General features: G+C 67.7%; 29 protein-coding genes. 10 read left to right on the plus strand and 19 right to left on the minus strand.

Features of this window, described 5'->3' with window-relative positions:
- Positions 1–13 precede the first annotated feature (13 nt).
- Positions 14–247 (plus strand): hypothetical protein, encoded by a 234-nt coding sequence (locus EV137_RS22065; RefSeq protein WP_134130567.1) that lies wholly within the window; start codon positions 14–16, stop codon positions 245–247.
- 46 nt (positions 248–293) lie between these two features.
- Here EV137_RS22065 and EV137_RS22070 read toward each other — a convergent pair whose 3' ends face one another.
- Entirely contained in the window at positions 294–824 is a 531-nt protein-coding gene (locus EV137_RS22070) for a hypothetical protein (RefSeq protein ID WP_238175483.1), read from the minus strand.
- Between the two features lie 125 nt (positions 825–949).
- Positions 950–1,696, minus strand: a complete 747-nt coding sequence (locus tag EV137_RS22075; protein ID WP_134130568.1) for a lysophospholipid acyltransferase family protein — start codon at positions 1,694–1,696, stop codon at positions 950–952.
- A gap of 166 nt (positions 1,697–1,862) precedes the next feature.
- Here EV137_RS22075 and thiC point away from each other — a divergent pair, with 166 nt between their 5' ends.
- The 3 genes from thiC to EV137_RS22090 all read left to right on the plus strand — a co-directional run bounded on the left by thiC (position 1,863) and on the right by EV137_RS22090 (position 4,779).
- The gene (gene thiC / locus EV137_RS22080; RefSeq protein ID WP_134130569.1) at positions 1,863–3,485 is read left to right on the plus strand and encodes a phosphomethylpyrimidine synthase ThiC; all 1,623 of its coding nucleotides are present in this window, start codon (positions 1,863–1,865) and stop codon (positions 3,483–3,485) included.
- Positions 3,486–3,625: 140 nt separating this feature from the next.
- Positions 3,626–4,225: a transposase gene (locus EV137_RS22085; protein WP_134003199.1), complete on the plus strand. Its 600-nt coding sequence runs from the start codon at positions 3,626–3,628 to the stop codon at positions 4,223–4,225.
- Complete coding sequence (locus EV137_RS22090) at positions 4,222–4,779, plus strand: hypothetical protein (protein ID WP_134003201.1); 558 nt, start codon at positions 4,222–4,224, stop codon at positions 4,777–4,779. The genes EV137_RS22085 and EV137_RS22090 overlap by 4 nt, the downstream gene beginning before the upstream one ends.
- A gap of 2 nt (positions 4,780–4,781) precedes the next feature.
- On the opposite strand, the gene EV137_RS22095 is transcribed toward EV137_RS22090, so the two are convergent.
- On the minus strand, positions 4,782–5,453 hold the full coding sequence (locus EV137_RS22095; RefSeq protein ID WP_134130570.1) for an RDD family protein: 672 nt from the start codon (positions 5,451–5,453) through the stop codon (positions 4,782–4,784).
- 54 nt (positions 5,454–5,507) lie between these two features.
- Here EV137_RS22095 and EV137_RS22100 point away from each other — a divergent pair, with 54 nt between their 5' ends.
- The gene (locus EV137_RS22100; protein ID WP_238175484.1) at positions 5,508–5,933 is read left to right on the plus strand and encodes a DUF2752 domain-containing protein; all 426 of its coding nucleotides are present in this window, start codon (positions 5,508–5,510) and stop codon (positions 5,931–5,933) included.
- A 6-nt stretch (positions 5,934–5,939) separates the two neighbouring features.
- On the opposite strand, the gene EV137_RS22105 is transcribed toward EV137_RS22100, so the two are convergent.
- The 9 genes from EV137_RS22105 to EV137_RS22145 form a co-directional block, all read right to left on the minus strand.
- On the minus strand, positions 5,940–6,428 hold the full coding sequence (locus EV137_RS22105) for a hypothetical protein (protein ID WP_134130571.1): 489 nt from the start codon (positions 6,426–6,428) through the stop codon (positions 5,940–5,942).
- 24 nt (positions 6,429–6,452) lie between these two features.
- Positions 6,453–7,337 carry an RDD family protein gene (locus EV137_RS22110; protein ID WP_134003207.1) on the minus strand — a complete coding sequence of 295 codons (885 nt, stop codon included), beginning with the start codon at positions 7,335–7,337 and terminating at the stop codon, positions 6,453–6,455.
- A 193-nt stretch (positions 7,338–7,530) separates the two neighbouring features.
- Positions 7,531–8,307, minus strand: coding sequence for a phosphate ABC transporter ATP-binding protein PstB (gene pstB, locus EV137_RS22115; RefSeq protein WP_134130572.1), 777 nt, complete (start codon positions 8,305–8,307; stop codon positions 7,531–7,533).
- A 20-nt stretch (positions 8,308–8,327) separates the two neighbouring features.
- Positions 8,328–9,248, minus strand: a complete 921-nt coding sequence (pstA, locus tag EV137_RS22120; protein ID WP_134003211.1) for a phosphate ABC transporter permease PstA — start codon at positions 9,246–9,248, stop codon at positions 8,328–8,330.
- Entirely contained in the window at positions 9,245–10,477 is a 1,233-nt protein-coding gene (gene pstC / locus EV137_RS22125) for a phosphate ABC transporter permease subunit PstC (RefSeq protein ID WP_445991794.1), read from the minus strand. Before pstC ends, pstA begins: the two co-directional genes overlap by 4 nt.
- Positions 10,478–10,593: 116 nt before the next feature.
- Positions 10,594–11,706: a phosphate ABC transporter substrate-binding protein PstS gene (pstS, locus tag EV137_RS22130; RefSeq protein WP_134003213.1), complete on the minus strand. Its 1,113-nt coding sequence runs from the start codon at positions 11,704–11,706 to the stop codon at positions 10,594–10,596.
- A 277-nt stretch (positions 11,707–11,983) separates the two neighbouring features.
- Positions 11,984–12,457 (minus strand): bifunctional nuclease family protein, encoded by a 474-nt coding sequence (locus EV137_RS22135; protein ID WP_131345129.1) that lies wholly within the window; start codon positions 12,455–12,457, stop codon positions 11,984–11,986.
- A gap of 150 nt (positions 12,458–12,607) precedes the next feature.
- Positions 12,608–13,486 carry an NUDIX hydrolase gene (locus EV137_RS22140; RefSeq protein WP_134003215.1) on the minus strand — a complete coding sequence of 293 codons (879 nt, stop codon included), beginning with the start codon at positions 13,484–13,486 and terminating at the stop codon, positions 12,608–12,610.
- A gap of 20 nt (positions 13,487–13,506) precedes the next feature.
- A complete protein-coding gene (locus tag EV137_RS22145; RefSeq protein WP_134130573.1) occupies positions 13,507–15,666 on the minus strand; it encodes an RNA degradosome polyphosphate kinase in 2,160 nt (719 codons plus the stop codon).
- A 128-nt stretch (positions 15,667–15,794) separates the two neighbouring features.
- Here EV137_RS22145 and EV137_RS22150 point away from each other — a divergent pair, with 128 nt between their 5' ends.
- On the plus strand, positions 15,795–16,853 hold the full coding sequence (locus tag EV137_RS22150; RefSeq protein ID WP_238175485.1) for an alpha/beta hydrolase: 1,059 nt from the start codon (positions 15,795–15,797) through the stop codon (positions 16,851–16,853).
- A 124-nt stretch (positions 16,854–16,977) separates the two neighbouring features.
- On the opposite strand, the gene EV137_RS40675 is transcribed toward EV137_RS22150, so the two are convergent.
- The 3 genes from EV137_RS40675 to mshD form a co-directional block, all read right to left on the minus strand.
- Entirely contained in the window at positions 16,978–17,337 is a 360-nt protein-coding gene (locus EV137_RS40675) for a PKD domain-containing protein (protein ID WP_166679969.1), read from the minus strand.
- A 563-nt stretch (positions 17,338–17,900) separates the two neighbouring features.
- Entirely contained in the window at positions 17,901–18,530 is a 630-nt protein-coding gene (locus tag EV137_RS41505) for a DUF6318 family protein (RefSeq protein WP_238175486.1), read from the minus strand.
- 219 nt (positions 18,531–18,749) lie between these two features.
- Complete coding sequence (mshD, locus tag EV137_RS22165) at positions 18,750–19,658, minus strand: mycothiol synthase (RefSeq protein WP_134130576.1); 909 nt, start codon at positions 19,656–19,658, stop codon at positions 18,750–18,752.
- 133 nt (positions 19,659–19,791) lie between these two features.
- Between mshD and EV137_RS22170 the strand changes: the two genes are divergently transcribed.
- A complete protein-coding gene (locus tag EV137_RS22170; RefSeq protein ID WP_134003225.1) occupies positions 19,792–21,594 on the plus strand; it encodes a bifunctional metallophosphatase/5'-nucleotidase in 1,803 nt (600 codons plus the stop codon).
- Positions 21,595–21,711: 117 nt separating this feature from the next.
- Positions 21,712–22,020, plus strand: coding sequence for a hypothetical protein (locus EV137_RS22175; RefSeq protein WP_134003227.1), 309 nt, complete (start codon positions 21,712–21,714; stop codon positions 22,018–22,020).
- A gap of 9 nt (positions 22,021–22,029) precedes the next feature.
- Here EV137_RS22175 and EV137_RS22180 read toward each other — a convergent pair whose 3' ends face one another.
- A complete protein-coding gene (locus EV137_RS22180; protein WP_134003229.1) occupies positions 22,030–22,743 on the minus strand; it encodes a response regulator transcription factor in 714 nt (237 codons plus the stop codon).
- A gap of 160 nt (positions 22,744–22,903) precedes the next feature.
- On the opposite strand from EV137_RS22180, the gene EV137_RS22185 reads away from it, so the two are divergent.
- Both EV137_RS22185 and EV137_RS22190 read left to right on the plus strand, forming a co-directional pair.
- Entirely contained in the window at positions 22,904–23,143 is a 240-nt protein-coding gene (locus EV137_RS22185; RefSeq protein ID WP_133787192.1) for a MoaD/ThiS family protein, read from the plus strand.
- Between the two features lie 74 nt (positions 23,144–23,217).
- Entirely contained in the window at positions 23,218–24,582 is a 1,365-nt protein-coding gene (locus tag EV137_RS22190) for a hypothetical protein (RefSeq protein WP_238175525.1), read from the plus strand.
- Here EV137_RS22190 and EV137_RS22195 read toward each other — a convergent pair.
- From EV137_RS22195 to EV137_RS22205, 3 genes are read right to left on the minus strand one after another with little or no spacing between them, the layout of a single operon-like run.
- Positions 24,545–25,153, minus strand: a complete 609-nt coding sequence (locus EV137_RS22195) for a hypothetical protein (protein WP_134130577.1) — start codon at positions 25,151–25,153, stop codon at positions 24,545–24,547. The genes EV137_RS22190 and EV137_RS22195 overlap by 38 nt on opposite strands.
- Positions 25,150–25,725, minus strand: a complete 576-nt coding sequence (locus EV137_RS22200) for a hypothetical protein (RefSeq protein WP_134130578.1) — start codon at positions 25,723–25,725, stop codon at positions 25,150–25,152. The genes EV137_RS22195 and EV137_RS22200 overlap by 4 nt, the downstream gene beginning before the upstream one ends.
- Entirely contained in the window at positions 25,722–26,342 is a 621-nt protein-coding gene (locus tag EV137_RS22205) for a hypothetical protein (protein ID WP_134130579.1), read from the minus strand. The genes EV137_RS22200 and EV137_RS22205 overlap by 4 nt, the downstream gene beginning before the upstream one ends.
- Positions 26,343–26,360: the final 18 nt, after the last annotated feature.

Below are 26,360 nucleotides of genomic sequence, written 5' to 3' on the forward strand. Positions count from 1 at the left end.
GAGGAGTACGGCGATGCATATCAACTGGAGTGCCCTCGGTGAGGTCGCACTGGTCAGCCTGCTCTTCGGTGTCTGCCTGGCGGTGCTGTTCGCGTTCGGTGTGACCGCTATGTCGCGGCGGGCCGTGGCGATTGACGAGAAGCGGCAACCGTCCTTCGTGGACACAGGTGTGGCTGCACTGTGTTTCGCGGCCTGTCTGGCAGCAGTCCTCTACGGGCTGTACCTGATCATCCCGCAGTTCCATTGAGCTGTACGACGGGCGGTCTGGCGGCTGCCCGTCGTACAGCGGTCTTTTAGCGGTTCCAGCGGCGTACGGACTTGGCCACGTCCTTGGCGCGGATGGAGCCGAGGTTGTACTCCCAGGCGGCCAGGAGGCGGTCGCCGAGGACCTCTGGGTCCAGGTAGGTGCGTGGGCGGACAGCGACCGCCCAGGTGGCCGCGGCCGCGTGGCCTTGCTGGTGGAGCAGGTGGTCGACGGTCGCCTCGATGCGGCTCGCCTGGTTGCCACCAAGGCCGTCCGTGGCCCACACCTGCACGATCCGCGCGTCGTCGGCCGTCATCCGGGCCAGATAGGTCAGTGGGCCACGCCAGAACCCCTTGCGGCCGATGGTGTCCAGCGACTCGAGCGGGAACCAGCCGTTCTGGTTGCGCCGGCCGTTCACTGCCGACTCGATCTCCCGGGCGCGCTCCGCGGACAGCCCGCGAGTCGCCCAGTCGACGAAGAACGCCCCGGCGTCCGGGATGTGCTCGGACACGTGCGGGGCGGGTGTCAGCGCCCCCGGGTCGAACAAGTGCAGTTCTTCCGATGAATCGAACAAAACCATCCCCGCCAGCTCTAGTACGCGAGCCACCGCAGCCGCCCGCCGCACAGGGACCCCCCAGGTTCCTGTTCCGTCAACGACAGACTTCGTACCCTCGTACCGGCCCGAGGGTCAAGGTCTGGTCCGGTTTACTGACGTTTCGCTGCCCGCCGGGCGAGTTCCTCGGCGTCCAGCCGTTGGGCCTCCTCGGGAGTCGGCGCGCTGCCGCCGTACGCGGCCGGCAACCACCAGGCACCGGCCGGTTGTTCGGGGTAGGCGCGGATCGTCTCGTCCAGCATCCCCGCCATCGTGGACCGTAGGTGCGCGGTCGCCTCGGCCGGGTCGTCGTCACGCGTCACGGTGATCGGCGCGCCGATGCTGATCGAGATCGGCCGGTGCCGGGTGAAGTCCCGCGGGTGGTCCTTGGTGAACATCCGCTGCGTGCCCCACAGGATCATCGGCAGCACCGGTACGCCGGCCTCCGCCGCCATCCGCACCGTGCCGGACTTGAACTCCTTGAGCTCGAACGACCGGCTGATCGTCGCCTCCGGGAACACGCCGACGACCTCGCCCGCGGCGAGATGGTCCAGGGCGTGCTGGTACGACGCGGCACCCGCGTCCCGGTCCACCGGGATGTGATGCATTCCGCGCATCAACGGGCCGGAGTACCGGTTGCGGAACAGCACCTCCTTCGCCATGAACCGGACGAGCCGCTTGGCCGGAAGTGCGCCGTACCCGCCGAGGATGAAGTCGACGTAGCTGATGTGGTTGAGCGCGATCAGCGCCCCGCCGGTGCGCGGCACGTGCTCGATCCCGGTCCGACGGATCTTCAGGTCCAGCACCTTGAACGCGGTCTTCGCGAAAGCGACGACGGGCGGATACACAAGATCTCGCATCTCTAGAACTTACAGGCCCCGTCCATGGCATGGCCTAGGGTGTGCGGTGACAACTGGAGATCGCGGGAGCTCGCACCGTAGTGGGCTGAGAGGGCGGCTGGGATTCGAACCCGGCGCCGCCGACCGCCGAACCTGTCCGGGTAATTCCGGCGTAGGGAGCAGCAGCATGGTGAATGTCAGCACGATCCGTCCGGCCGTCACCACGGGCCCGATCTCGGGCTCGGAGAAGATCTATCGCGGAGAGCTCGGGGTACCGGCGCGCCGCGTGAATCTCACCAACGGCGAGCACTTCGACCTGTACGACACGTCCGGTCCGTACACCGACGCGTCGGCGCGGATCGACGTCCAGGCCGGTCTGCCCGCGTTGCGGCGCGAGTGGATCGCCGGACGCGAGTCGCGGACCCAGGTCGGGCACGCACGGGCCGGGGTGATCACCGAGGAGATGCGGTACGTCGCGTTGCGGGAAGGGCTCGATCCGGAGTTCGTCCGGGCGGAGGTGGCGCGCGGACGCGCGGTGATCCCGGCGAACCGGCAGCACCCGGAGAGCGAGCCGATGATCATCGGGAAGAAGTTCCTGGTGAAGGTCAACGCGAACATCGGCAACTCCGCGGTCAGCAGCTCGGTCGAGGAAGAGGTGGAGAAACTCGTCTGGGCGACCCGGTGGGGTGCGGACACCGTGATGGACCTGTCCACCGGGAAGAACATCCACGAGACGCGGGAGTGGATCCTGCGGAACTCGCCGGTGCCGATCGGGACGGTGCCGCTGTACCAGGCGCTGGAGAAGGTGAAGGGCGATCCGGCGGCGCTGTCGTGGGAGGTGTACCGCGACACCGTGATCGAGCAGTGCGAGCAGGGCGTGGACTACATGACCGTGCACGCCGGCGTACTGCTGCGGTACGTGCCGCTCACCGCGCGGCGGATCACCGGCATCGTGTCGCGCGGCGGGTCGATCATGGCCGCGTGGTGCCTGGCGCACCACCAGGAGTCCTTCCTCTACACGCATTTCGCGGAGCTGTGCGAGATTCTCCGCGAGTACGACGTGACGTTCTCGCTCGGGGACGGGTTGCGGCCGGGGTGTATCGCGGACGCCAACGACGAGGCGCAGTTCGCCGAGCTGCGGACGCTGGGGGAGCTGACGCGGATCGCCTGGGAGCACGACGTACAGGTGATGATCGAAGGCCCGGGACACGTGCCGATGCACAAGATCGCGGAGAACGTCCGGCTCGAGGAGGAGCTCTGTGGGGAGGCGCCGTTCTACACCTTGGGGCCGTTGGCAACCGATGTGGCACCGGCGTACGACCACATCACGTCGGCGATCGGCGCGGCCCAGATCGGCTGGCTGGGTACGGCGATGCTCTGCTACGTCACGCCCAAGGAGCATCTCGGCCTGCCCGATCGTGACGACGTGAAGACCGGTGTGATCACGTACAAGATCGCCGCCCACGCGGCCGATCTGGCCAAGGGGCATCCGGGCGCGCAGGCCTGGGACGACACGTTGTCCAAGGCAAGGTTCGAGTTTCGCTGGGAGGACCAGTTCAACCTCTCGCTGGATCCGGACACGGCTCGGTCCTTCCACGACGAGACGTTGCCGGCCGAGCCCGCGAAGACCGCGCACTTCTGCTCGATGTGCGGCCCGAAGTTCTGCTCGATGCGGATCACCGCCGACATCCGCGCGTACGCCGAGGAACACGGCCTGACGTCGGCGGACGCCATCGAGGCCGGCTTCGCGGAGATGTCGGAGACCTTCAAGGCAGGCGACCAGAAGCTCTACCTGCCGATCACGGACTGAGTACGGAACCCGTCCGGCCCGGCGTGAACCTGGCTCCGGGCCGGACACGGGGAGTAACTGGCTGAACCGATTCAGGTTTTGGCCTTCACTCTACGTGAATAAGACTGTAGCCTTAAGCCGTTCGGAAGGAGGTGCAGGGCATGGTCTTCGTTCTCACGGTAGATCAGCGCGGCAGCCGAAGCACGAGCGATCTCGTACCCGAGCTACTCAACTCCCTGAACCGCCGGCCGCGGCGGACCGGACTGCTGCGGAAGTTCGAGCGGACCGCCGGCGACGAGGTGCAGGGCGTGCTGTCCGAGGCCCGTCCGACCATCGACGTGATCGTCGAACTGCTCCGGTCGGACAACTGGTACGTCGGACTCGGCGTCGGTGAGGTCACCGAGCCGCTGCCACGCAGTACCCGGGCCGGAAGTGGCGACGCGTTCGTGTTCGCGCGAGAAGCGGTGACGCGGGCGAAGTCCAGTCAGCACCACGTGAACGTGGTCGGAGCGGACTCACGCAGGGCAGAGCAGGTAGAGACGGTGCTGTGGCTGATGGCGTCCGTGCTGCGGCGTCGCAGTGAACGTGGCTGGGCAGTGGCCGACCTGTTGGGCGAAGGACTCACGAGGCGGGAGATCGGCGTGAAACTCGGCATCAGCCAGTCGGCGGTGACGCAACGCGCCCAGGCCGCGGGCTTCGCCGAGGAACAGCGTGGACGGGTGCTCGCCGCGGATCTCCTCGGCGCCGGGGCAGCTGCGTGACGGCGCTGGTCCTGTCGCTGACCGGTGCCGCCCTGGTCCTCGCCGTACTCGCCTGGGTGCCCAGGTCGTCCGGCTCCACCCTCGAGATCGTCATCAGCGGGCTCATGCTGGCCTGCCTGGCCGCTGTAGGCGTGCTGCTGCTCGCCGGGCATGGCGTGTCCGGCTGGCCCGAGCGCTGGTGGAACGTACTGCTCCTGCTGGCGGGAGCGTTGGCGGTGACGGGCGGCGGGCCGCTGACGACCTCTGTGATGGCGCTGGCGGACCGAGGGAACACGCGAGCCCAGTCGACGCAGAAGGCCGGTGAGGTACTGCGTGGCGGCGCTCTGATCGGTGCACTCGAGCGAATGGCCATCTACGCTTCACTGGTCGCCGGCTGGCCGGAAGGCATCGCTGTGGTGCTGGCGATCAAGGGACTGGCCAGGTACCCCGAGCTCCGCAGTCCCGATCAGCCTGCCTCGGTCACCCCGCAAGCCGTTGCCGAACGCTTCATCATCGGCACCTTCAGCAGTGTGCTGTGGGCAGTGGCCTGCGCCGGTCTCCTACGCTCGCACTGACGTCAGGTGCGCACCACGTAGGTGTTCACGACCTTGTCGTGCCACGTCTGCCGCTGCTCGTCCCACAAGGGCCACAGCAGGTTCAGGAAGCAGGCGGTGTTGAAGAGGCTGCTGAGGAAGTCGCGAAGGAAGGAACGGCCGGCGCCGATCGGCTCTCCGGTCACGGCGTCGATCAGCTTGATGTTCAGCGCGCTCTTGCCCACGCTCTGGCCGGACTTTCCCTGCCGGAAGACCCGGTTCCACAGGCTGAGCACGATGCTGGCGACGCAGCCCACCAGGAAGAGGATGATCGCCCACCATTGCGGGTTGTCGTCCGGGTAGGGGTTGCCTTCGCGCGCCGCGACGTTCGCGATCAGAGCGCCGAACCCGATCAGGAGCGGCGCCACTGAGATCAGGCTGTCGATCAGCGACGCAGCGACCCGAGGGCCCCAGTCCGCCAGGGGAGGCATCGGCGCGCCGTAGCCGTAGCCGTAGGCGCCGTAGGGCTGCTGGCCGTAGCCGGAGCCGTACGGCTGCCCGTAGCCCGGCCCGTACGGCGCCTGCTGAGGATGGTGCTGCGACTGCTGCCCGTATCCGTAGCCTGGCTGCTGCTGACCGTACCCGTATCCCGGCTGGGCGTTTCCGTACGGCTGGTCCTGCGGCCGGTTGTCGTCAGGCGGCGTCGGTGTGCTCATCGCAATCCGTCTCCCAGTCGATCGATGCCACCGTATCGCGGGTACCGTTGGAGCGTGACCTTCGCGGTGATGCCCCGTCCATCAGGACCGGTGAAGCCTGTCGATCGCCGCGTCTGGGGCCTGGCCGGAGTGGGGATCGGCGGCTTCGCGCTGGCCGGGATCTACCGGCTGTCCGGCCTGGGTATCCCGTGCCCCCTGCACACGCTGACGGGTCTCGACTGCCCGTTCTGCGGCGCGACCAGAATGGCCGCGGCACTCCTCGAAGGCGATCTGAACGCCGCCTGGCACTTCAACGCCGCGGTCCTGATCCTCGGCCCGCTCATTGGTGTTGCCATCGGCTACGAGGTCGTCGCCTGGTTGCTGTCCCGCGCCGGCTGGCTCAACCTGCCCCGGCAGCGCCTCAGCCCACGGGCGGTGGCAATTCTCACAAAGGTTGCTCTGGGCGCCTTGCTGATCTTCGGCGTACTACGGAATTTCTGAGGCCGATCACCTGATCAGGCCGGCGCGCTGCCACGCGGCCTGCACGAAGGGCGGGACGACGAGATCGATCCGCCGGCCGAAGGCCACGTAGTTCAACATGACGTCGAACCAGACCGGCCGCGGCACCCGCAGCTTGTACTGAGTGTCCCCGTACGCGAGGACGGTCCCGTCATGCTCGGTCCACATGCGGGTCACGGCAGCCAGGCCGAAAACCTGCTGGCCGTAGCGGTTGAGCAGCAGCACCCGGTGCCGCGTCAGGACCGCCGTACCGTTGTCGATCGTGCGCCACTGCGCTGCCGCCGCATAGCCGTGGGAGTTCCCGATGGCGAGCCGGACGCCGTCGAACCGTTGCACCTCGCAAGGTTCGACCGCGTGGGCGGTCTCGCCGGGCTCCAGCGGCACCGGCGGCGGGAGAGGCTGCAACTGAACCCCCTGGCCCAATGCGCTCCACAGATTCCACGCATCCCACCAGTCCTGCTCGAACGGATTCAGCACAGCCCCTCCCCAGTCCTCAGCCGACTACCGAAGCCCGATCACCAGCGTGTTCGCGGCCTTGTCGTGCCAGCCCTGCACCCGCCCGGAGCTGTCGAACAGCGGCGACAGGTAGACGAGCAGCGCGCCGATACCACAGATGGCCGCACCGATGATCGGCAGCAGCCAGCGCATGAAGGCCGGACCGAAGCCTGGCAGTTGTCCGTCGGCGGACTTGACGACCTTGATGCCCATGATCATCTTGCCGACCGTTTGCCCCTTGAAGGCGGTCATGAGGAGTTCGTAGCCGATCGTCAACAGGCCTGTGAGCCACCACACGGTGAACAGCGCGCCGAAGAATCCGCCGAGTGCGGCCCCGGACTCCTCCGGTGAGGCGTCACTGAGTCCCTTGCTCGCGCCCCCGATGATCACGGTAGCGAGGATGGAGACGACGATGCCGAGAATCACCGAGTCGATGATGCGGGCGAGCGCCCGGGACCCGAGGGTCGCGACCTTCACCGTCCCGAGGCCGGGGATCTGGACGAGGCCGCTCTGAGCCTGAGCGACCTGGCCGTACTCGGGACCCTGCGGGTATCCACCGGGCTGGCCCGGCTGCTGGCCGTACTGCGGTTGGCCGTAACCGGGCTGGCCCGGCTGCTGGCCGTACTGCGGTTGGCCGTAACCCGGCTGACCGGGCTGCTGGCCGTAACCAGGCTGGCCGGGCTGACCGCCAGGCTGCTGGCCGTACTGACCCGGAGCGCCGTAACCCGGCTGACCGGGCTGGCCCGGCGGGGTCGCACCCGGGGTGCCGTACGGGTTCTGTCCGGGGCCTTGGGCGCCCTGTCCATAGGACGGCTGCCCACCCGGCGCGCCCGGTCCCTGGTTCCGGCCGTCCTCCGGTCCGGTGCCCGGGGGTACGTTCTGGTCGCTCACGATGGTCCTTTCGTCACAGTTCACCCGCGTTTACTGGGCAAAGGCTAGCGGTCGGAGGGCCACAGCGGTGGGCATGGCAGACGCGAAACGCCCGATCTGTGGACAGTTGCACCAATTGACATCAAATACAGCTGCGGACCGGCGATTCGCCGGCCCGCAGCTGTGGATAACTCGTACGACGATCAGACAGGATCTAGCCGAAGCGGCCGGTGATGTAGTCCTCGGTGGCCTTTTCGGCCGGGTTGGAGAAGATCTGCTTGGTCGGCGCCATCTCGATCAGCCGGCCGGGCTTGCCGGTCGCGGCCAGGTTGAAGAAGGCCGTCTGGTCCGAGACCCGGGCCGCCTGCTGCATGTTGTGCGTGACGATCACAACAGTGAAACGGTCCTTGAGTTTCTCGATCAGGTCCTCGATCGCCAGCGTGGAGATCGGGTCCAGTGCCGAGCACGGCTCGTCCATCAGGATCACCTCCGGCTCGACCGCGATCGCCCGGGCGATGCAGAGTCGTTGCTGCTGGCCACCGGACAGACCCGCGCCCGGCTTGTCGAGCCGGTCCTTCACCTCGTTCCAGAGGTTCGCGCCCTTGAGCGACGACTCGACGACCTCGGTGAGCTTCTTGCGGTCCTTGACGCCGTTCAGCTTCAGGCCGGACGCGACGTTGTCGAAGATCGACATCGTCGGGAACGGGTTCGGCCGCTGGAACACCATGCCGACAACCCGCCGTACCGCGACCGGGTCGATGCCCGCGCCGTACAGGTCCTGCTGGTCCAGCATCACCTTGCCCTCGACGCGGGCGCCGGGGATCACCTCGTGCATCCGGTTCAAGGTGCGCAGGAACGTGGACTTGCCGCAGCCGGACGGGCCGATGAACGCGGTGACCGAACGGGGCTCGACCGTCATCGACACGTCCTCGACGGCCTTGAAGTCGCCGTAGTAGACGTTGAGGCCGCTGACCTCGATGCGCTTAGCCATATCGACTCAGAACCTCTCGACTATTTCGACTTGATGGCGCTGAACCGGGCGATCAGCCGGGCCAGCAGGTTGAGGGCAAGGACCAGCAGGATCAGGGTGAGCGCTGCCGCCCAGACCCGGTCCGCGGCGTTCGGCAACGCCAACTCGGTCCGGTCCTGGTTGATCATCGTCGGCAGCGCGCCCATGAAGCCGTTGAACGGGTTCAGGTTGATGTTCTTGGAGTAGCCGACCAGGATCAGCAGCGGCGCGGTCTCGCCCATCACCCGGGCCAGACCGAGCATCACGCCGGTGATGATGCCGCCGAACGCCGTCGGTACGACGACCTTCAGGATCGTCTTCCACTTCGGTACGCCGAGTGCGTACGACGCCTCGCGCAACTCGTCCGGCACGAGTTTCAGCATCTCCTCGGTGGACCGCAGTACGACGGGAAGCATCAGCAGCACCAGCGACAGTGACACCGCGAATCCCACGCGGTTGAAGCCGAACACGGTGATCCAGACTGCGTAGACGAACAGCGCGGCGACGATCGACGGGACACCGGTGAGGATGTCGATCATGAAGCTCACGACCTTGGCGGCTCGCGTGCCCTTGCCGTACTCGACCAGGTAGATCGCGCCGAGAATCGCGATCGGGACCGCGATCACGGCGGTGATCAGGGCCATGATCAGCGTGCCCATGATCGCGTGGTACGCGCCGCCGCCGGCCCGCCGGACCGTGATGCCACGCTGCGACTGGCTCCACCAGTCCGCGCTCAGCAGCAGGTGATAACCCTTGCTGACCACGGTGAACAGGATCCACAGCAGCGGGATCATCGCGACCGCGAAGGCCAGCACGATCAGCACGGTGGCCAGCGTGTTCTTGAAGGCCCGGGCGCCCGACTTCCCGGTCAGGTCCAGGACCTTCCCGTCGTACGCCGGCTTGTTCTCTGCTACCGCGGTCATGCTGAGGCTCCTTCCGTGGCGGCGCCGGCGCGGCGGTTGCGCCGGGGCCGCTTGGTGCCGGGGGCGCTGCGGTCGACGATGATCCGCGCCGCGGAGTTGACCAGGAACGTGACGACGAACAGCACCAGGCCGGCCGCGATGTACGCGCCGGTCTTCTCCGGCGAGTCGAACTCGGCGGCGTTGTTGGCGATCTTCGACGCGAACGTCTCGCCACCGGCGAAGATCGACGAGTTCCACGGGTCGTTGCCGTTCGGCACCGACAGGATGATCAGTACGGCGACGGTTTCACCGAGCGCCCGGCCGAGACCGAGCATCGAGGCGCTGACCACACCGGAACGCCCGTACGGCAGCACCGACAGCCGGATCATCTCCCAGCGGGTGGCCCCGAGCGCCAGCGCGCCTTCGCGGTGCGCGATCGGCGTCTGCGCGAAGATCTCCCGGCTGATCGCGGTGACCACCGGAAGGATCATGATCGCCAGCACCACCGACGCGGTGAAGACCACGCCGACGTTGTCGCCCGGCGGCTTCTCGAACAGCGGGATCCAGCCGAGCGCCGTGGACAGTCCGTTGATCACGGGGCGCAGGATCGGCGCGAAGAACAGGATGCCCCACAGGCCGTAGATGATCGACGGTACGGCGGCCAGCAGGTCGACCGCGTGCGCGACCGGTGCGGCCAGCCGTTTCGGGGCGTAGTAAGTGACGAACAGCGCGACCCCGATCGCGATCGGGACCGCGATCAGCATCGCGATGATCGAGCTGATCACGGTGGTGTAGAACAGCGCCGCGATGCCGAACCGCGGCTGGTCGCCGCCCGGCTCCCAGATCCGGGAGAACAAGAAGTTGCTCTTGTCATCGATCAGCGCCGGGATCGCCAGCGCCAGCAGGAAGATGCCGACGAACGCGACGATCAGGACCACCAGGCCGCCGGAGCCGCGGGCGAGCCCGCCGAACAGCCGGTCGCCGAGATGCCCGACCGGGCCGAGCTCGAGCTTGCCGCCGGTCTCCGTCGGGGTCACAGGCGCGGTCGTCGTACCCGCATCCTCGACACCGGACTCGGTCATCACCTCGGCGTCCGCCGCGGCCGCCTCGTGCTCGGCGTGCTCCGAGGCCAGGCCGCCGAACCGCGGGGTCGGGCCGGCGTCCTCATGAACCAGATCCTCGATCCTCGGTTCTTCGGCGGCTGTGCCGTCCGGCCGGTCGGGCGGTGCCGTGCCGTCTGGACTACTCATTTCGATGCTGCTCCAAGCGCCTGAGTCGTGATGTCACGTATCGGTCTCACGAGGCGAGCCCCGGCGTGCTCCGATGACTCGGATCGGCCGGGGCTCGCATCAGTACTGCGTCTCGATCAGCTGATCGCCTGGATGGCGGCCTCGACCTTGGTCTGGATCTCGGCCGGGAGCGGCGCGTAGTTCAGGTCGGTCAGCGACGCCTGGCCGTCCTTGCTGACGAAGTAGCTCAGGAAGCTCTTCACCAGCGCGGTCTTCTCGGCCGGGAGGCCCTTGGTGCAGGCGATCTCGTAGGTGACCAGGATGATCGGGTACGCACCCGGGGCCTTGGTCGCGTAGTCCAGCTTCAGGGCCAGGTCGGACCCGGTGCCGGCCGGCTTCGCGGCGGCCAGCGCCTTGCCGGCGGAGTCGGCGGACAGCTCGACCGGGGTGCCCGAGCCGGTCTCGATCTGGGCGACGCCGAGCTTGTTGTCGACGGCGTACGACCACTCGACGTACGTGATCGAGTTCTTGCTGCTCTTCACACCCTCGGCGACACCCGCCGACTTCTCCTTGCCGGCGCCGGTGCCGGTCCACTTCTTGGCCGGCTCGCCGGTCCAGGCGCCGCCACCGGCCGCCTTCAGGTACTTGGTGAAGTTCTCGGTGGTGCCGGACTCGTCGGAGCGGAAGAACACCGAGATCGGTGCCGACGGCAACGTGACGCCCGCGTTCAGCTTGGCGATCGCCGGGTCGTTCCAGGTCTTGATCGTGCCCTGGAAGATCTTCGCGGCGGTCGGGCCGTCGAGGACCAGCTTGGTCACACCGTCGACGTTGTAGGCGATCGCGACCGGGCCGATGACCATCGGCAGGTCGACGGCCGCGTTACCCGCGCAGCGCTTCGTGGCCGCGGTCATCTCGGCCGGCTTCAGGGCCGAGTCGGAGCCGGCGAAGTCGACCTGGCCCGCGTTGAACTGCTTGATCCCCGCGCCGGAGCCGGTCGGGTTGTAGTTCACCGTGACGTCGGCGCACTTCTCGTTGTACTTGCTGATGACTTCCTCGATGGCGTTCTTCTGCGCCGAGGAACCCTCGGCGTTCAGGGTGCCCTTCGGGCACTCGGCACCGGCCGACGAGGTCGAGGAGTCGGGGCTCGACGAACCGGCCGGCTCGGGGTCACTGCCACAGGCGCTCAGGGCGAGGACGCCGAGGGAGGCCACGGCGACGGAGCCGACGCGGAACAGGCGATTGACGGACACGAGAGTGTTGCCCTTCTGCGGGAATCAGACTTCTGAACTTCCACAGACGGTAGGGAGACCAGGTGACCGACCGGTCCGTCGCTGGTGAACGAGCGGTGAACGGTTCCGGTAGCGTGCGCGACGCCTGGCGTGCCGACAGGCAGCCATTAGATGAACTGAGTTAAGAGCCATTACTCTCCGTCGATGTAAACGGCTGTTGGCTCACGTTTCGGTAACGCACAGCGCACCGGCACGGTGAACGGTAGTACCTCGTCGTGCCATCCCAAGCCGACGGGCGTCAGCTGGAGAAGTCCTCCGGGGCGACGCCGTCGAGGAACTGCCGGAAGCGTTCCAGCTCGGCCTGCTCCTCCTCGGGGGTCGCGACGCCGGCCTCGCGCAGTACCTCTTCGGTGCAGCGGATCGGCGTACCGAGACGGACCGCGAGCGCGACCGAGTCGCTCGGTCGGGCCGAGACCCGCGCGCCGTTGGCCAGCACGAGTTCGGCGTAGAACACGGCGTCGCGCAGTTCGACGATCTCGACGGCTTCGATATGCACACCGAACGCCTCGATCAGGTCGCGCATCAGGTCATGGGTGAGCGGTCGCGACGGACGCAGGCCCTGCTCCTCGTAGGCGATCGCGGTCGCCTCGACCGAGCCGATCGAGATCGGCAGGTAGCGGTAGCCCTCGGTCTCCCGCAGCATCATCACCGGGGCCCGGTTGGGCGATTCCATCCGGATCCCGATCAGTGTCAGTTCTCGCATCATCGTCATGGTGCGCCCCGAACCTCTCCTCAGACCTGCACCCGGTGGGGCGCCGGTTCCTCGGGTAGGAACATACCCGTCACCTCCAGTGTCACCCGGGTACCCCGTCGGCTGTGCCTGGATCGTCACCGAGCCGTGTCGCGGCGGCCACTCGGTGCTTCAGGGTGGCCCGAATCGCTCGTGCACCAGCCGGCCGTCGGCCAGCCGATGGGCGACCAGAAACGCACCTGTGGAGAACTTGCCGACCTTCAGCCCCAGCTCCCGCGCCAGGGCAGGCAGGACTGGCCGGTGCGAGCAGACGACCGTCACCTTGCCCGGTTTCCACACCCGCTCGGCCAGACCGCGCAGTGCGTCCGGGTCGGCGTCGTACCCGCGTTCGGAGATCTCCGGCCACAGGTGGATGCGCCGGTCCAGCAAGGCGGCGTACGGCGCGACTGTCGCGGCACACCGTTCCGCGTCGCTGCTGATGATCCGGTTGGCGCCCAGTGCCGCCAGTACGCCGGTCATTCGCTGCGCGACCGCCGTACCGTCGCTGGTGAGTGGACGGAGAGTGTCCTTGCCGTCCCAGTCCTTCCGCTTCAGAGCCTCCGCGTGCCGCACCACGACCACGGTGGCGACAACCGGCACCGCCTGCTCCAGCGCGTCCAGGATGTCCACGTCACGCGGGTAGCTGAGCTTGCCGCGGGCCTTGTCGACCGGGAGCCAGCTGACCTGGTCCACCTCGTCGTTCGGCTCGAAGTCGCTGTCACTGACAGGTACGGCGGACCAGTAGTGCACCAGCTTCTGGGCGGTCCCGCCGTTCTTGCGGATCGCGTACCGCTGCACGCCGAGCGGGGGACCGAGTGTGACCTGCAGTCCGGTCTCCTCCTCGATCTCCCGGCGTGCACCGAGCAGCACGTGCTCGTGCGCGTTGAGCTTGCCCTTCGGGAGGGACCAGTCGTCGTACCGGGGACGGTGCACCAGCAGCACCTGCCGGGTGCCGCGGCGCTCTCGCCACACGACACCACCCGCGGCGATAACCGTCGCCGGGTTACTCATGGAATCACCCTAAGACGTGGCTAACCGATCGGTTCGGACGCCCGCCGCCGCCCGCGGGTTGCGATCAGCCGTTCCTGCATGTCCCGCAGCGGCTCACCGTCCGGCCCACTGAGCCGCGCCTGCCAGGTGTCGTCCGCCTGCAGCCACCAGGAGCCGGTGCCGTCGTCCAGCGCCAGGTCGAACATCTCACCGAGCTCGTTGACGTGGTCCTGCTGCCTCAACTGCACCAGCACCTCCACCCGGCGGTCCAGGTTGCGGTGCATCAGGTCGGCCGAGCCGATCCACACCTCCGGCTCACCGCCGTTCTCGAACAGGAACACCCGGCTGTGCTCAAGGAATCGGCCCAGGATGCTGCGGACCTGGATGTTCTCCGACAGACCGGGTACGCCGGGCCGGATCGTGCAGATACCCCGGATCCACAGGTCGACGGGTACGCCGGCCTGTGACGCCCGGTACAGCGCGTCGCACAGGGCCTCGTCGACCAGGCTGTTCACCTTGATCCGGATCCGCGCCGGGCGGCCGGCGTGGTGGTGCTGCACCTCGCGGTCGATCCGATCGAGGAGCCCCCGCCGTACCGACTGGGGAGCCACCAGGATCCGCCGGTAGCCGGCGCTGCGACCGAAGCCGGACAGGTGGTTGAAGAGGAGCGCGACGTCCTCGGTGACCACCTTGTCGCTGGTCAGCAGGCCCAGGTCCTCGTAGAGCCGGGCCGTCTTCGGGTGGTAGTTGCCGGTGCCGATGTGCGCGTACCGGCGCAGGCCGTCCGGCTCGTCACGGACCACCAGCGACAGCTTGCAGTGCGTCTTGAGGCCGATCACGCCGTACACCACGTGGCAGCCGGCGTGCTCGAGCTGACGAGCCCACTTGATGTTCGCCTGCTCGTCGAAGCGCGCCTGGATCTCTACGAGGACCAGCACCTGCTTGCCGGCCTCGGCGGCGTCGATGAGCGCGTCGACGATCGGGGAATCACCACTGGTCCGGTAGAGCGTCTGCTTGATCGCCAGGACGTGCGGGTCCGCGGCCGCCTGCTCGATGAAGCGCTGGACGCTGGTGGAGAACGAGTCGTACGGATGGTGGACGAGTACGTCGCGCTGCTTGAGCGCGTGGAACATGTCCGCCGGGTTGGAGGTCTCCACCTCGGCGAGGTGCGGATGCGTCGACGGTACGAACGCGGGGTACTTCAGCTCGGCCCGGTCCAGGCCGGCGATGGTGAAGAGACCACGCAGGTCCAGCGGGCCCGGGAGCTCGAACACTTCCGCCTCGGTGACGCCCAGCTCGGACAGCAGCAGCGCCTTCACCTGCGGATCGATCGACTCCTCCACCTCGAGCCGGACCGGCGGACCGAACCGGCGGCGCAGCAGCTCCTTCTCGAGCGCGGCCAGCAGGTTCTCGGCGTCGTCCTCCTCGACCTCGAGGTCCTCGTTGCGGGTCACCCGGAACGTGTGGTGCTGGGTGACCTCCATCCCCGGGAACAGCTGGCCGAGGTGGGTGGCGATCACGTCCTCGAGCGGCACGAACCGGCCGTCGGCAACCTTCACGAAGCGCGGCAGCAGCGGCGGCACCTTCACCCGGGCGAAGTGCTCACCGCCGGTGTCCGGGTTGCGGACCACGACTGCGAGATTCAGGCTCAGGCCGGAGATGTACGGGAACGGGTGCGACGGGTCGACCGCCAGCGGCGTCAGCACCGGGAACACGCGCTCCCGGAAGAACCGGGTCATGTCCTCGCGCTCGCTGTGCTCCAGCTCGTCCCAGCGCAGGATGTCGATGCCCTGCTCGGTCAGCGCCGGCTGCACCGACTTCCGCCACGTCTCCGCCTGCCGGTCCATCAGCTCCCGGCTCCTCGCCAGGCTGCGGTCGAGAACCTCGCGGGGGAGCAGGCCGCTGGCCGCCTTCACCGCGACCCCGGCCGCGATCCGGCGCTTCAGACCCGCGATCCGGACCATGTAGAACTCGTCCAGGTTGCTGGCGAAGATGGCGAGGAACTTGGCCCGCTCGAGCAGCGGGATCCGGTCGTTCTCGGCGAGCTCCAGGACCCGCTGGTTGAACGCGAGCCAGCTCAGTTCCCGGTCGGAGAACCGGTCCGCGGGGAGGTCACCGACCGCACTGATGTCGTACGGCGGTTCAACGTCGTACTCCCTGTTGTGCGATGCCAGCAAGTCTCCAGCCACACCGCTCAGCATCCCACCCTTTGGTTAACAACGGGTAGCCGTCCGCGCGTTGCCGGATGTGACCTTTTCGAAGTCCGTCAACCGGCTCCGGGGACCGTTTCGGGCACCTGGTTGCTCCCTGGTTGCTAGCGTCACACCTTGTGAACCTACGACTGGACTCGGTACTGCGTGACACGGTGGCCGCCGCACAAGCGAACGCCCTCATCCCGCTGTACGCGCTGCCCGCCGCTGTCCGCCGACGGCTGGCCGGCGCCCCGATCCAGATCGACGGCACCACCCTGGATCCCGACGTGCAGCTGCTCCTGCGTATCGACAACCTGTTGCCACGCACAACCAAGACCGACGCGGCGACCGCCCGGACGCGCTTCCGCAACCTCTGCAAACTGATCACCGGCACCCCCGCCGACATGCTCCGGGTCACCGACCTGACCGTCCGCGGCGCCGCGGGTCAGCTGGAGGCCCGCCTCTACATCCCCCGTGGCGACGCAGGCCGTGGGCTGCTGGTGTACCTCCATGGGGGCGGCTGGGTGGTCGGCGACCTCGGTACCCATGACGCGCTGTCCCGCGCGATCGCCGCCGATGCCGGCGTACGCGTCCTCTCCGTCGACTACCGCCTCGCCCCCGAAGCCCCCGCCCCGACCGCCGCCGAGGACGCGATCGCCGCGTTCACCTGGGCCGTCGACCACGCCGAGGACCTCGGCGCGGATCCCAGCCTGGTAGCCGTCGGCGGCGACAGCGCAGGCGGCAACCTGGCCGCCGTCGTCGCCCAGCAGACGGTACGCCGCGGCCTCCCACAGCCGGCGCTCCAGGTCCTTCTCTACCCAGCCGTCGACCTGGTCGCGCGCCGCCCCAGCCGAGACCTGTTCTCCGAGGGCTTCATCCTCACCGAGGAGGACATCATCTGGTACCGCGACCTCTACACCCCGGACCCCACGCTCCGCCCTGACCCGATCGTCTCGCCCCTCCGCGCCGAAGACCTCACCGGTCTCCCACCCACCTACCTCACCACCGCCGGCTTCGACCCCCTCCGAGACGAAGGTCGCGAATACGCCACCGCCCTGACCAAAGCCGGCAACGACCTGACCCACGCCCACCACCCCACCCTCCCCCACGGCCACGCCAACCTACTAACCGTCCCCGGCGCAACCCGCCAAGCCCACACCCACCTCACAAACCACCTAAGGCAAACCCTCCACTAGCCGCCCGTGGAGAGCCGCCCGTCCGCCGAGCGCCCCCCGCTTCCTGAGCCGGGGTTGGGGAGGATTTCCTACCCAATCCAGGCAGAAACCCTCCCCAACCCGCGTTCCCCTGGCGAGAACGAAATCAGCGGCCGGGGTCGACGAGAACGGGGATGGCCTCGCGCACCTGCAGCGCGGTGGTCGGACCGGTCACCGGAATCGTGCCGGCGACGTACTGCCAGCCGGTGCCGGCAACGTTGAAACGGGCGGCGTAACTGGTCGTCAGGGTGAGCCCGACGGTGCCACGCTTCATGTACTTGTGGGTGATCTCCTTCGACGGGTACGGCTTGCCAGGCGTGCTCGTGGTGAGCGCCGGGCTACCGTCCCCGAAGTTCCAGGTGTAACTGATCGGCGTAGCCTCGACGACCACGGGGAATCCGAGCAGGGTGACAGTCGCGGTCGAAACCTTGCTGTCGTCGGTGTAGACGATGGTGTCCAGATTCACCAGAGTCCGCCCATTAGGCTGCACCTTCACCGAGAGCCCTGGGAAGGTCAGGTCCTTCGCCTCCGACCGGACCTGCTCCCACCTGACATCCTGTGGCCGCGGCACTACTACCAGGCGCGGCAACACCCGTCTCGTCGTTTTCGTGTCGTCCGGCTTGTCGGGGGTGCAGACATTAGGCCCCTCGACTTTTCCTCGCATATCCCCGGGTTTGCACATGCCGGCGTTCATTCGGAGGTCGCGTCGTGCGTCAGGTCCGCCCCGGTCTTCCTTCTGTGGCCTCTTATGCGTTGTCGTAGACGTGGGCGTCGTAGCTCCGGGTTTTTGCAGAACACTGCCGAGCCGTGATCGTTGCTCCCGCTCCGAGGCTGCGATGCGTAGTCGGTCCCGCTCCGTCGAGGCCGTGGTTTTAGGTGCCTTCTTCGTCGGTTTCGCCTTGGCCGGTTTCGGCGCTGGGGCGGCGGCGACGAGGCCGGGTGACCGTTCCAGCGTCGCGTGTGCCGCGTTCCCTATCAGGAACGTCGGCGCAGCCAGGACGCCCACAAGTAGAACGCTCGTATTACGCATCATCGGCGATCTTGGAGCTCGATCTCAAACATGACCCAGTTCCCCTTGCTCGGAGAAAGTGCGACCTGTTCCGTGTATTTCGCCGCCTTGCTGGTCGCAGGAACAGCCGATGGCGAGTCTTTGGTCGTGTACACACCGACCGTGACAGCCGCTGAGCCACGCAGACGGCCACCGTTTCCGCGAATCAATTCGCTGACCTCGGCTACACGCTCCAGGTAGTCCCCGCTAAGGCCACCATTCGCGGCGTTGACCTTCGTCGCGAAGCTCGCATATTGCTTGCAGCCCACGCAGCCAGCATCGCTCGCGGCGAGCAGTGGCGCTGCATTACCAGTCTGAGACGCATAGTTCATCAGGTCGATGTAATGACGAATGAACTCTTCCGCAGCCGCTAGCGAGAGTCCGTTCGCTGTTGTCGGCCGTACCGGCGGGGCCGGCGGAACGGTACTTGCTGGGGTGCTTGCCTGTGTAACCGACGTGGTTTGCGAGGGAGCCGTGCCTGCCGAGGACGTCTGTGGTGGGGTCGTGTTGGGGTGGCCGGCTTCGGGGCTGGCTTGGGTGCAGGAAGCGAGTAGCGCGGTGGTGGCTAGGCAGGCTAGTAGTGCGAGTGTTGGCCTGTTGCGGTGTGTCACGTTTGTCAGCCCTCCGTAGTCGACACGATCGTAACGGCGGGGTGGGGCTGGGTTCGATGTCAAAAGATGCAGTTGTGGATAACGGGTTTGAGGGCCAGGAGCCGTCCGGCTGGGGGGTTAGAGGCTCGGACGGCTCCTGGTTGATGGTGGGACGGGGTGGAGCGGGGTTTATGACGTGGAGTGAGCGGGTGACTTCGTTGTGATGTCGTTCACAGGGGGTCAGGCGGGGGCGTACTGGACGTCCAGGGCAGCGGTTTCGAAGCCCAGGGTGTTGTAGAGGGCTCGGGCTGCGGTGTTCGTGCCGTCTACGTAGAGGACTATCTGGTCCAGGTTTCGGGTGGTTTGGAGGTGGTGGAGGCCCTGGAGGGTGAGGGCCTTGCCGAGGCCTTGGCCCTGGTGGGTGGGGGAGACGCCTACTACGTACACCTCGCCTATGCCGTCTTCGACCTTGGTCCAGTGGAAGCCGGCGATCGCGCCGGTGGTGGAGTCGACGGCGAGGAAGAAGCCGTTGGGGTCGAACCACGGTTGCTGGAGGCGCTCTGCCAGGTCGGCGGCGGTCCAGCTGCCCTGCTCGGGGTGGTCGGCGAAGGCGGCCGCGTTGACCTTCAGCCACGCGGCGTCGTCCTGGCCGGGGACGAACGTCCGTACGTCGATGCCGTCGGGCCAGACGGGTTCTGGCAGCTCGACCCTGGTACGGCGGAGGAAGTAGAGCTCCCGGGTGACTTCGAGGTTGAGGCGGTGGGCCAGTTCGTCCGAACCGGGGAGGCGGCCGTGGGCCCAGACACGAGTACGGGCACCACCGTGGTCGAGGAGCATGCGGAGGAGCGCCGTACCGAAGCCTTGGCGGCGGGCGGATGGGGTGACGAAGAGTTCGGCGGAGCCGTCGGGGGACAGTGCGCCGTACCCGACCAGGTTGCGGGCGCTCTGCAGGCCGCTCACCTCGATGGTGCCCGGATCGCCTTCGTAGGCGAGGACGTGGACGTCGCCGGGGTGTTCGCCGTCGAGGTGCAGGAGGGTGCGTTCGGAGAGCGGATTGACGCCGTCGCTGTGTGCTGCGGCGCGGGCGAGTTCCGTGACGGCGGCGGCGGTGGCCGAGGGCAACGGTGAGGGTACGGCTTCGAGGGTCACCTGAATACCGTAAAAGGTCCGGTTCAGTTCATGCTCAGGTCCTGGCGAGGGCGCGTCGTCACGGGTAACTTTCCCGGAACCGCGGAGGATTTCGCGGCACCGCTACAGCGGTGACCGAGACGACGGAGTAGATATGGCCATCACAGCACGAGGCAGGGCACGGTTGGGGGGACGGCGGGCGGTCGGACTGCTCGTCACCGGGACGGCCGTGGCGCTCGCGTTGGCCGCGGGGGGATCCGTGAGCCAGGCAGGAGCCGCGACCCAGGACGCGACGCAGGCGAACAAGCCGAAGCCGACGCACAGCCAGATCCAGTTGCTCGCGATCAACGACTTCCACGGCAACCTGGAGCCCGCGACGGGGTCCAGCGGCAACATCAACGGCATCCCGGCGGGCGGCGCGGCGTACCTTGCCACCCATCTGAAGCAGCTCCGGGCGGCCGCGGAGGCGAAGGGCCAGGACTCGGTGACGGTCGCCGCGGGTGACCTGATCGGCGCCTCGCCGCTGCTGTCGGCCGCGTTCCACGACGAGCCGACGGTCGAAGCGCTGAACGGGATGGGACTCGAGGCTGCGTCGGTGGGCAACCACGAGTTCGACGAGGGCTGGCACGAGCTGCTCCGGATGCAGACCGGCGGCTGCCTGCCGGACGGCGACGGGGCGAACAACCAGAACTCCTGCCCGGACGCGGCGCACCCGTTCGAGGGCGCGAAGTACAAGTACCTGTCCGCGAACGTGTTCTTCGAGAACACCCGCAAGACGCTGTTCGCGCCGTACACGATCAAGACCTTCAAGGACGGCAAGAAGGTCGGCTTCATCGGTATGACGCTGGAGAACACCCCGAACATCGTGACCAAGGCCGGCGTCGAGGGGCTGACCTTCAAGGACGAGGTCGACACCGCGAACGCGCTGGTCCCGGTGCTGAAGAAGAAGGGCGTGGAGTCGATCGTCGTGCTGCTGCACGAGGGCGGCTTCCCGGTCGACGCGAAGGCGTACAACAGCTGCCCGGGCATCTCCGGCCCGATCGTCGACATCAACGCCGGCCTGGACCCGGAGATCGACGCGATCATCTCCGGCCACACCCACCAGGGGTACAACTGCTCCCTGCCGGACAAGGACAAGAACCCCCGCCTCGTCACCAGCGCCTCGTCGTTCGGCCGGCTGGTGACCGATGTCCGGTTGAGCATCGACAACGCGACCGGCGACGTCGACCGGGTGAACACGCTGGCCAACAACCAGATCATCACCCAGGACGTCGTGCAGGACCCGAAGACGGCGGCCCTGATCGCGAAGTACAAGCAGCTCGTCGCCCCGATCGAGAACAAGGTGATCGGTCACCTCACCACGCCGTCGGTGGTGCGGACACCCGACGACTCGCTCGAGTCGCCGCTGGGCAACCTGATCGCCGACGCGCAGCTCGCCGACCCGAGCGTCGTGACCGGAGGGAAGACGCCGGTCGTGGCGTTCATGAACCCGGGCGGTATCCGCGCGGACCTGGCGTCGAACAACGGTGAGGTCACGTACGGCAAGGCGTTCAGCGTGCAGCCGTTCAACAACTTCCTGGTCTCGATGGACATGACCGGGACGCAGATCAAGGCCCTGCTGGAGCAGCAGTTCTCCGGGGTGAACGGCCCGGACGCGCCGAAGTTCAAGGTGCTCCAGGTCGCGGGCATCACCTACACCTGGAACCCGGCCGCCGCGGCGGGCTCGAAGGTGGTGGCCGGCTCGATCAAGATCGGCGGGCAGCCGCTCGTCGACGGTACGACGTACCGCATCGTCACGAACAACTTCCTGTCGGACGGCGGTGACGGCTTCCCGGCCTTCACCACCGCGACGAACAAGTTCTTCGGTGGGCTGGACATCGACGCGTTCGCCAACTACCTGACCGCGCACGACCCGTACACGCCGGTCGCGACCGACCGCATCTCCGTCGGTTCCTGACCGCAACGGTGGACTGAACGAGAGCCGGTACGTCGCCTCCCAGGCGGCGTACCGGCTTTTTCTTCTCGTCAGTGATCCTGGTACCTTGCGTACTCAGGCACTTACGGAAGGTGAGCGATGGCGCACGTTGCTCCGACCTCGCACCGGCGGGCTCCCAGGACTTCGCATCGCGGGCATCGCAGCGCGGACGGGCCGGTGCAGATCACCAGCTGGCTCGGGCTGACGGTGGCATTCGTGGTGGGGCTGATCCTGACGGCTCAGTCGCACGTCGGGGTTCACGCGGCCGGCGTCACCCTGCTGGTGATGCTGGTGCCGATCACCGTCGGGGTGTTCGTGGCGGCGTTCCGGCAGGGCGTCGGGTCCTGGAAAGCGGCCCTCAGCACGGCGGCCGCGCTGGCCTTCACCCTGCTGAAGTTCTTCTTCTGACCAGCAACCTCAGGACTTCACTTCGGCAGGCTCGCGCGATGTGGGCGCCGGCGGGACCACGAAGCGGTAGCCGACGTTCCGGACGGTGCCGATCAGGGCCTCGTGCTCGGGGCCGAGCTTCGCGCGCAGGCGCCGTACGTGCACGTCGACCGTCCGTGTGCCGCCGAAGTAGTCGTAGCCCCAGACCTCCTGGAGCAACTGCTCCCGGGTGAACACCCGGCCCGGGTGCTGCGCGAGGAACTTGAAGAGCTCGAACTCCTTGTACGTCAGGTCGAGCGCCCGGCCGTTGAGCTTCGCGGTGTACGACGCCTCGTCGATCACGACGTCGCCGCTCCGGATCAGCGTGGACTCGGGCTCGTCGTTGCGGGTCGCGGCGAGACGGCCGATGACGAGCCGCAGCCGCGCCTCGATCTCGGCCGGGCCGGCGGTGTCGAGCAGTACGTCGTCCGCACCCCAGTCGGCGTTGACGGCGGTCAGGCCGCCCTCGGTGACGACCAGGATCAGCGGTACGTCGATACCGGTCGTGCGGATCAGCCGGGAGGCGCTCCGGACGGCGACCAGGTCGCGGCGGGCGTCGAGCAGCACGGCGTCGGCGTCCGGAGCGTCGACCAGCGCGGAGACCTCGGTCGGCAGGATCCGGATCTGGTGGGGGAGCAGAGCGAGCGACGGCAGGACCTCGGTGGAGGCCTGCAGGGCGTTCGTCAGCAGAAGCAACGTGCTCACGCTGTCTCCTTGTGCTGATCATCGGATCCGGTGGCTGCGATCCGGGCCTCGTGCACGGCAGGCCCCGGCGGCGTCGTTGCCGGGGGCCTGGGACACACTGGGTCTAACAGCAAGCTGACATAATAGCCGAGACTTAACCGATTAGTGAGGCGCGGACCAGATGCCGGAAGTGACCATCAGGTACTTCGCTGCCGCACGCTCGGCCGCCGGGGAGTCGTCGGCGACCGCCGAGGCGGGCTCGATCCGCGACCTGGTCACGACGGTGTCGGCCGACCGGCCGGAGCTGGCGCGGGTGCTGTCGATCTGCACCTTCCTCCTGGACGGAGAGCGTGCCGAGCCGGGCACACCGCTCACCCAGGGCGCCCTCGTCGACGCCCTCCCACCCTTCGCCGGCGGCTGAGCAAGGCCAGGCACGAGGACAGGCAGAAGGCCAGGCACTAGGACTCCTCGCCGGGTACATTCGTCGCCGTGGCGATGGAGTCGGGGACGCTGCTCACTACGGTGGGGCGTGCGGGGGTTCTGTTCGGGAAGGCGTGGCCGCGCCTTCTGGCGGTGTTTCTGGTGGCCCAGCTGGCGCACCGCGGCTTGCAGTGGGTAGCCGTCCAGGCAGGCGCCAGAGCTGAGGCAGCCGGCATCGCTGTACTGGCGCTGCTCGTAGTCGTCTCGCTGGCGATGTACGTGACGATGTTCCTGGTCCTCCGCGGAGAACTGCCTTTCCACCGCAGGGCAGTAGCCGAGGGCATGCTTGCCCCGGACGGTGTGGAGCCCGGCTATGAACACAGGGCGCTCGATGCGCTCGCTGCGGCGCTCCTCCCGTTCCTGGCCTTCTACGCCGCCTACAAGTTCCTGCAGAACGAGGCGCTCGACTACGAGTACCAACTGGCCGTCCACAAGGTCAACGAGACCGCCGCCACCATCCTCGGCGGCGGTACGGTTCCGCAGCCGTCGGAGGGTCTGCAGTCGCTGTCCACCTGGTTGTTCGTCGGCCTGGGCGTCACGGCGTACCTGCTCCGCTTCGCGTTCAAGAGGTGGCGGAAGGACAAGGAGGGTCCGGTCCGCAAGCTGTTCGTCACGTACCTCGAGGCGCTGTGGATCTTCGTCGTCGCGTACCAGGCCACGTCGGTGATCCCGCCGCCGATGACCTGGCTGAAGGAGCGCCAGGTCTGGCAGTGGCTGCACGACGGATACACCTGGGTGCTCGACCACGTGCTGGGCGTCAACCAGGTCCGTGAGGTCTGGGACGCCGTCACCGGGTTCCTCTCCGCCGGTATCGCCGACCTCTGGGACGCCGCGGTGCTTCCGCTGATGTGGATCACCATGACGGCGATCATCTACGGCCGCGTCGTGCGGAAGCTCGACAAACCGCGCTGGCGGTTCGACCGCATCACGCACCGCTGGCAGCAGACGCCGCGGATCGTCCGCGTCGCCGGGAACTCGGTGATGGCCGACTGGAAGGACCGCTGGACCCCTGTCCTGGAGGCGTTCCGGCTGGTGGTCCGCTCCGGCCTGCGGCCGATGCTCGGGTACTTCCTGGCCTGGGCGGTCGTCACCTTCGCCGCGAGCGGCGTGTGGATCGCCCTGAAGGTGTGGGTTCTCGGACCGCACACGCTGCAGTTCTGGCAGGTCATCGACGAGCCGCTGAACCTGATCACCGACGGCCTGAAGATCATGCTGCAGGTCAGCCTGCTCGCCGCCGCCTACGACCGGATGATCGGCGGCCTGGCCGGCTACCTGACCCCGCGGACCCGCGCGGTCCACGAGCAGCCGGCCGGCGACCACGGTGTCACCGACCTCAGCGCCGCTACCTCGGGAATGCCAGGTACTGAGGCAGTTTCGTAGCCCACGTGATCGTCGGCTGCACGCTGCCGGTGACGGACGACGGTACGACGAACACCGCGACCGTCTCGAACGGCTTCCCGGCGACCGGCTTCAGGTAGTACGGCGCCGCGGTGCCACGCCAGCTCGACGGCTTGTCGTCGGAGCCGCCAGTGCAGCCGGTCGGACGATTCTGGTAGTCGTCGGCGATCCTGGTCTCGTCCCAGATCCGGCCGTCCGGCGCCCGCAGATGGACCTGGCAGCCGCCGAGCCCTTCGAGCGCGGACAGGTCGTCGACCTGCAGCCGGAAGTACACCCGGATCCGCGTGGTGCCTTCGGGTAGCGCGTCCTGATCGAGACCCTTCTCGGACGGCTGCGGGTTCTCCTCGACGCTGGCGGCGTACCAAGTGGCTCCGTTGTACGACGTACCGCCCGCGGAGACCGTGACGGGATCGCGCGGCTCGTTGCTGTACCAGGACTTGTAGTCGCTGCGCGTGGTCCACCACCCGGCGAGCGGGATCGCCACCACGAGCGTCGCGAGCGCGGCCGTGTTCTTCCGGAACCACCCACGGCGAGCCCGGCGCGCGCCACTCACGTTTCGCTCGCAGCGGTCAGATCTACGACGTCCTGCAGTTGAGGGTCGTCGTCGCCGAGTGGCACGGTGACCTGTGGCTCGAGGTCGTTCAGGATCGACTTCTCCGTCACCAGCAATGTTGCCCCGGGCACCTTGTCGGCGGGCATCTCGACCACGAACGAGCCGCGGACCGGGATGCCGGGCGCGAACTCGGTGCCGGTCAGGTCGACCCGGTCGAGTCCGCTGCGGTTGGAGCCGAGGTACGTGATGCCGTCGGCGGACCGGATCTTGACGCCGAAGATGTGCATCGGCTCCCGTTTCGCGGTGACGCCGGCGTCGACGACCACGAAGGCGGTCAGCGAGTCGCGGTCCGGCGTGGAATGCGGGATCCGGAGCTTCTTCCCGACCCGTACGTCGTCGACGGTCAGGTCGAAGCGCGGCGTCTGCACCGCGCGTCCGACGATGCCCTTCACGGATGTCGGCTGCTGGATGTCCTGCTGTGTCGGCGTGAACCGGTACAGGCCGACGATCGCTACCAGTACGGCGAGCGTGAGGCCGACGTTCAGCAGCTTCTTCCGGGTCAGTACGGTCATTTGGCCTTCACCGCGACTGTGCTTTCGGCGGCGATCGTGTCCGGCAGCCACTTCTCGTGGTGGTCGAGGATCGACTCGTCCTCGTGCTTGTAGCCCTGCACGGTCAGCTTGACCTCGGTCGGGAACCGGCTCGCCTTCGGCAGTTTCCAGACGTACGCGACGTCCTCGGCGGCGTCCGGGGTGAGCACCGGGCTCATGGTCGCGTCGCGGAGGTTCGTGGTGCCGAGTGGCGGGTCGGTGTCCTGCACCCCGGGTACGCCGATCAGCCGGATCAGGTCCGACGGAGGTGTCGTGCCGGCGTCGTCGGTGACCTTGAGCTTGGTCACGACCGCGATCAGCACCCCGCCGTCGTCCGGGGTGAACAACGGCTTCAGGTCCTTCACGGTGACGACCCGCTGGACGGTGACCTCGAACTGGCCGGTGTCGATCGCGGTACCGGCGTCCACCTGCGGAGTCTCGTCAGCGGCCTTCTTCAGCCCGCCGAAGGCCGCCGAGATCACCAGCAGTACGGCGCCGGCGCTGATCGCCCACGTCCGCACCGAGCGGCCCCGCACCTTGAGATCCTGGAACTCCGGAAGCTCCTCCGGTTCCTGCCCCCCGCTCCCCGTTTCCTGCACGCGCGCAAGCGTATCCAG

This window comes from Kribbella pratensis, from assembly GCF_004366075.1.
Taxonomy (GTDB): domain Bacteria; phylum Actinomycetota; class Actinomycetes; order Propionibacteriales; family Kribbellaceae; genus Kribbella; species Kribbella pratensis.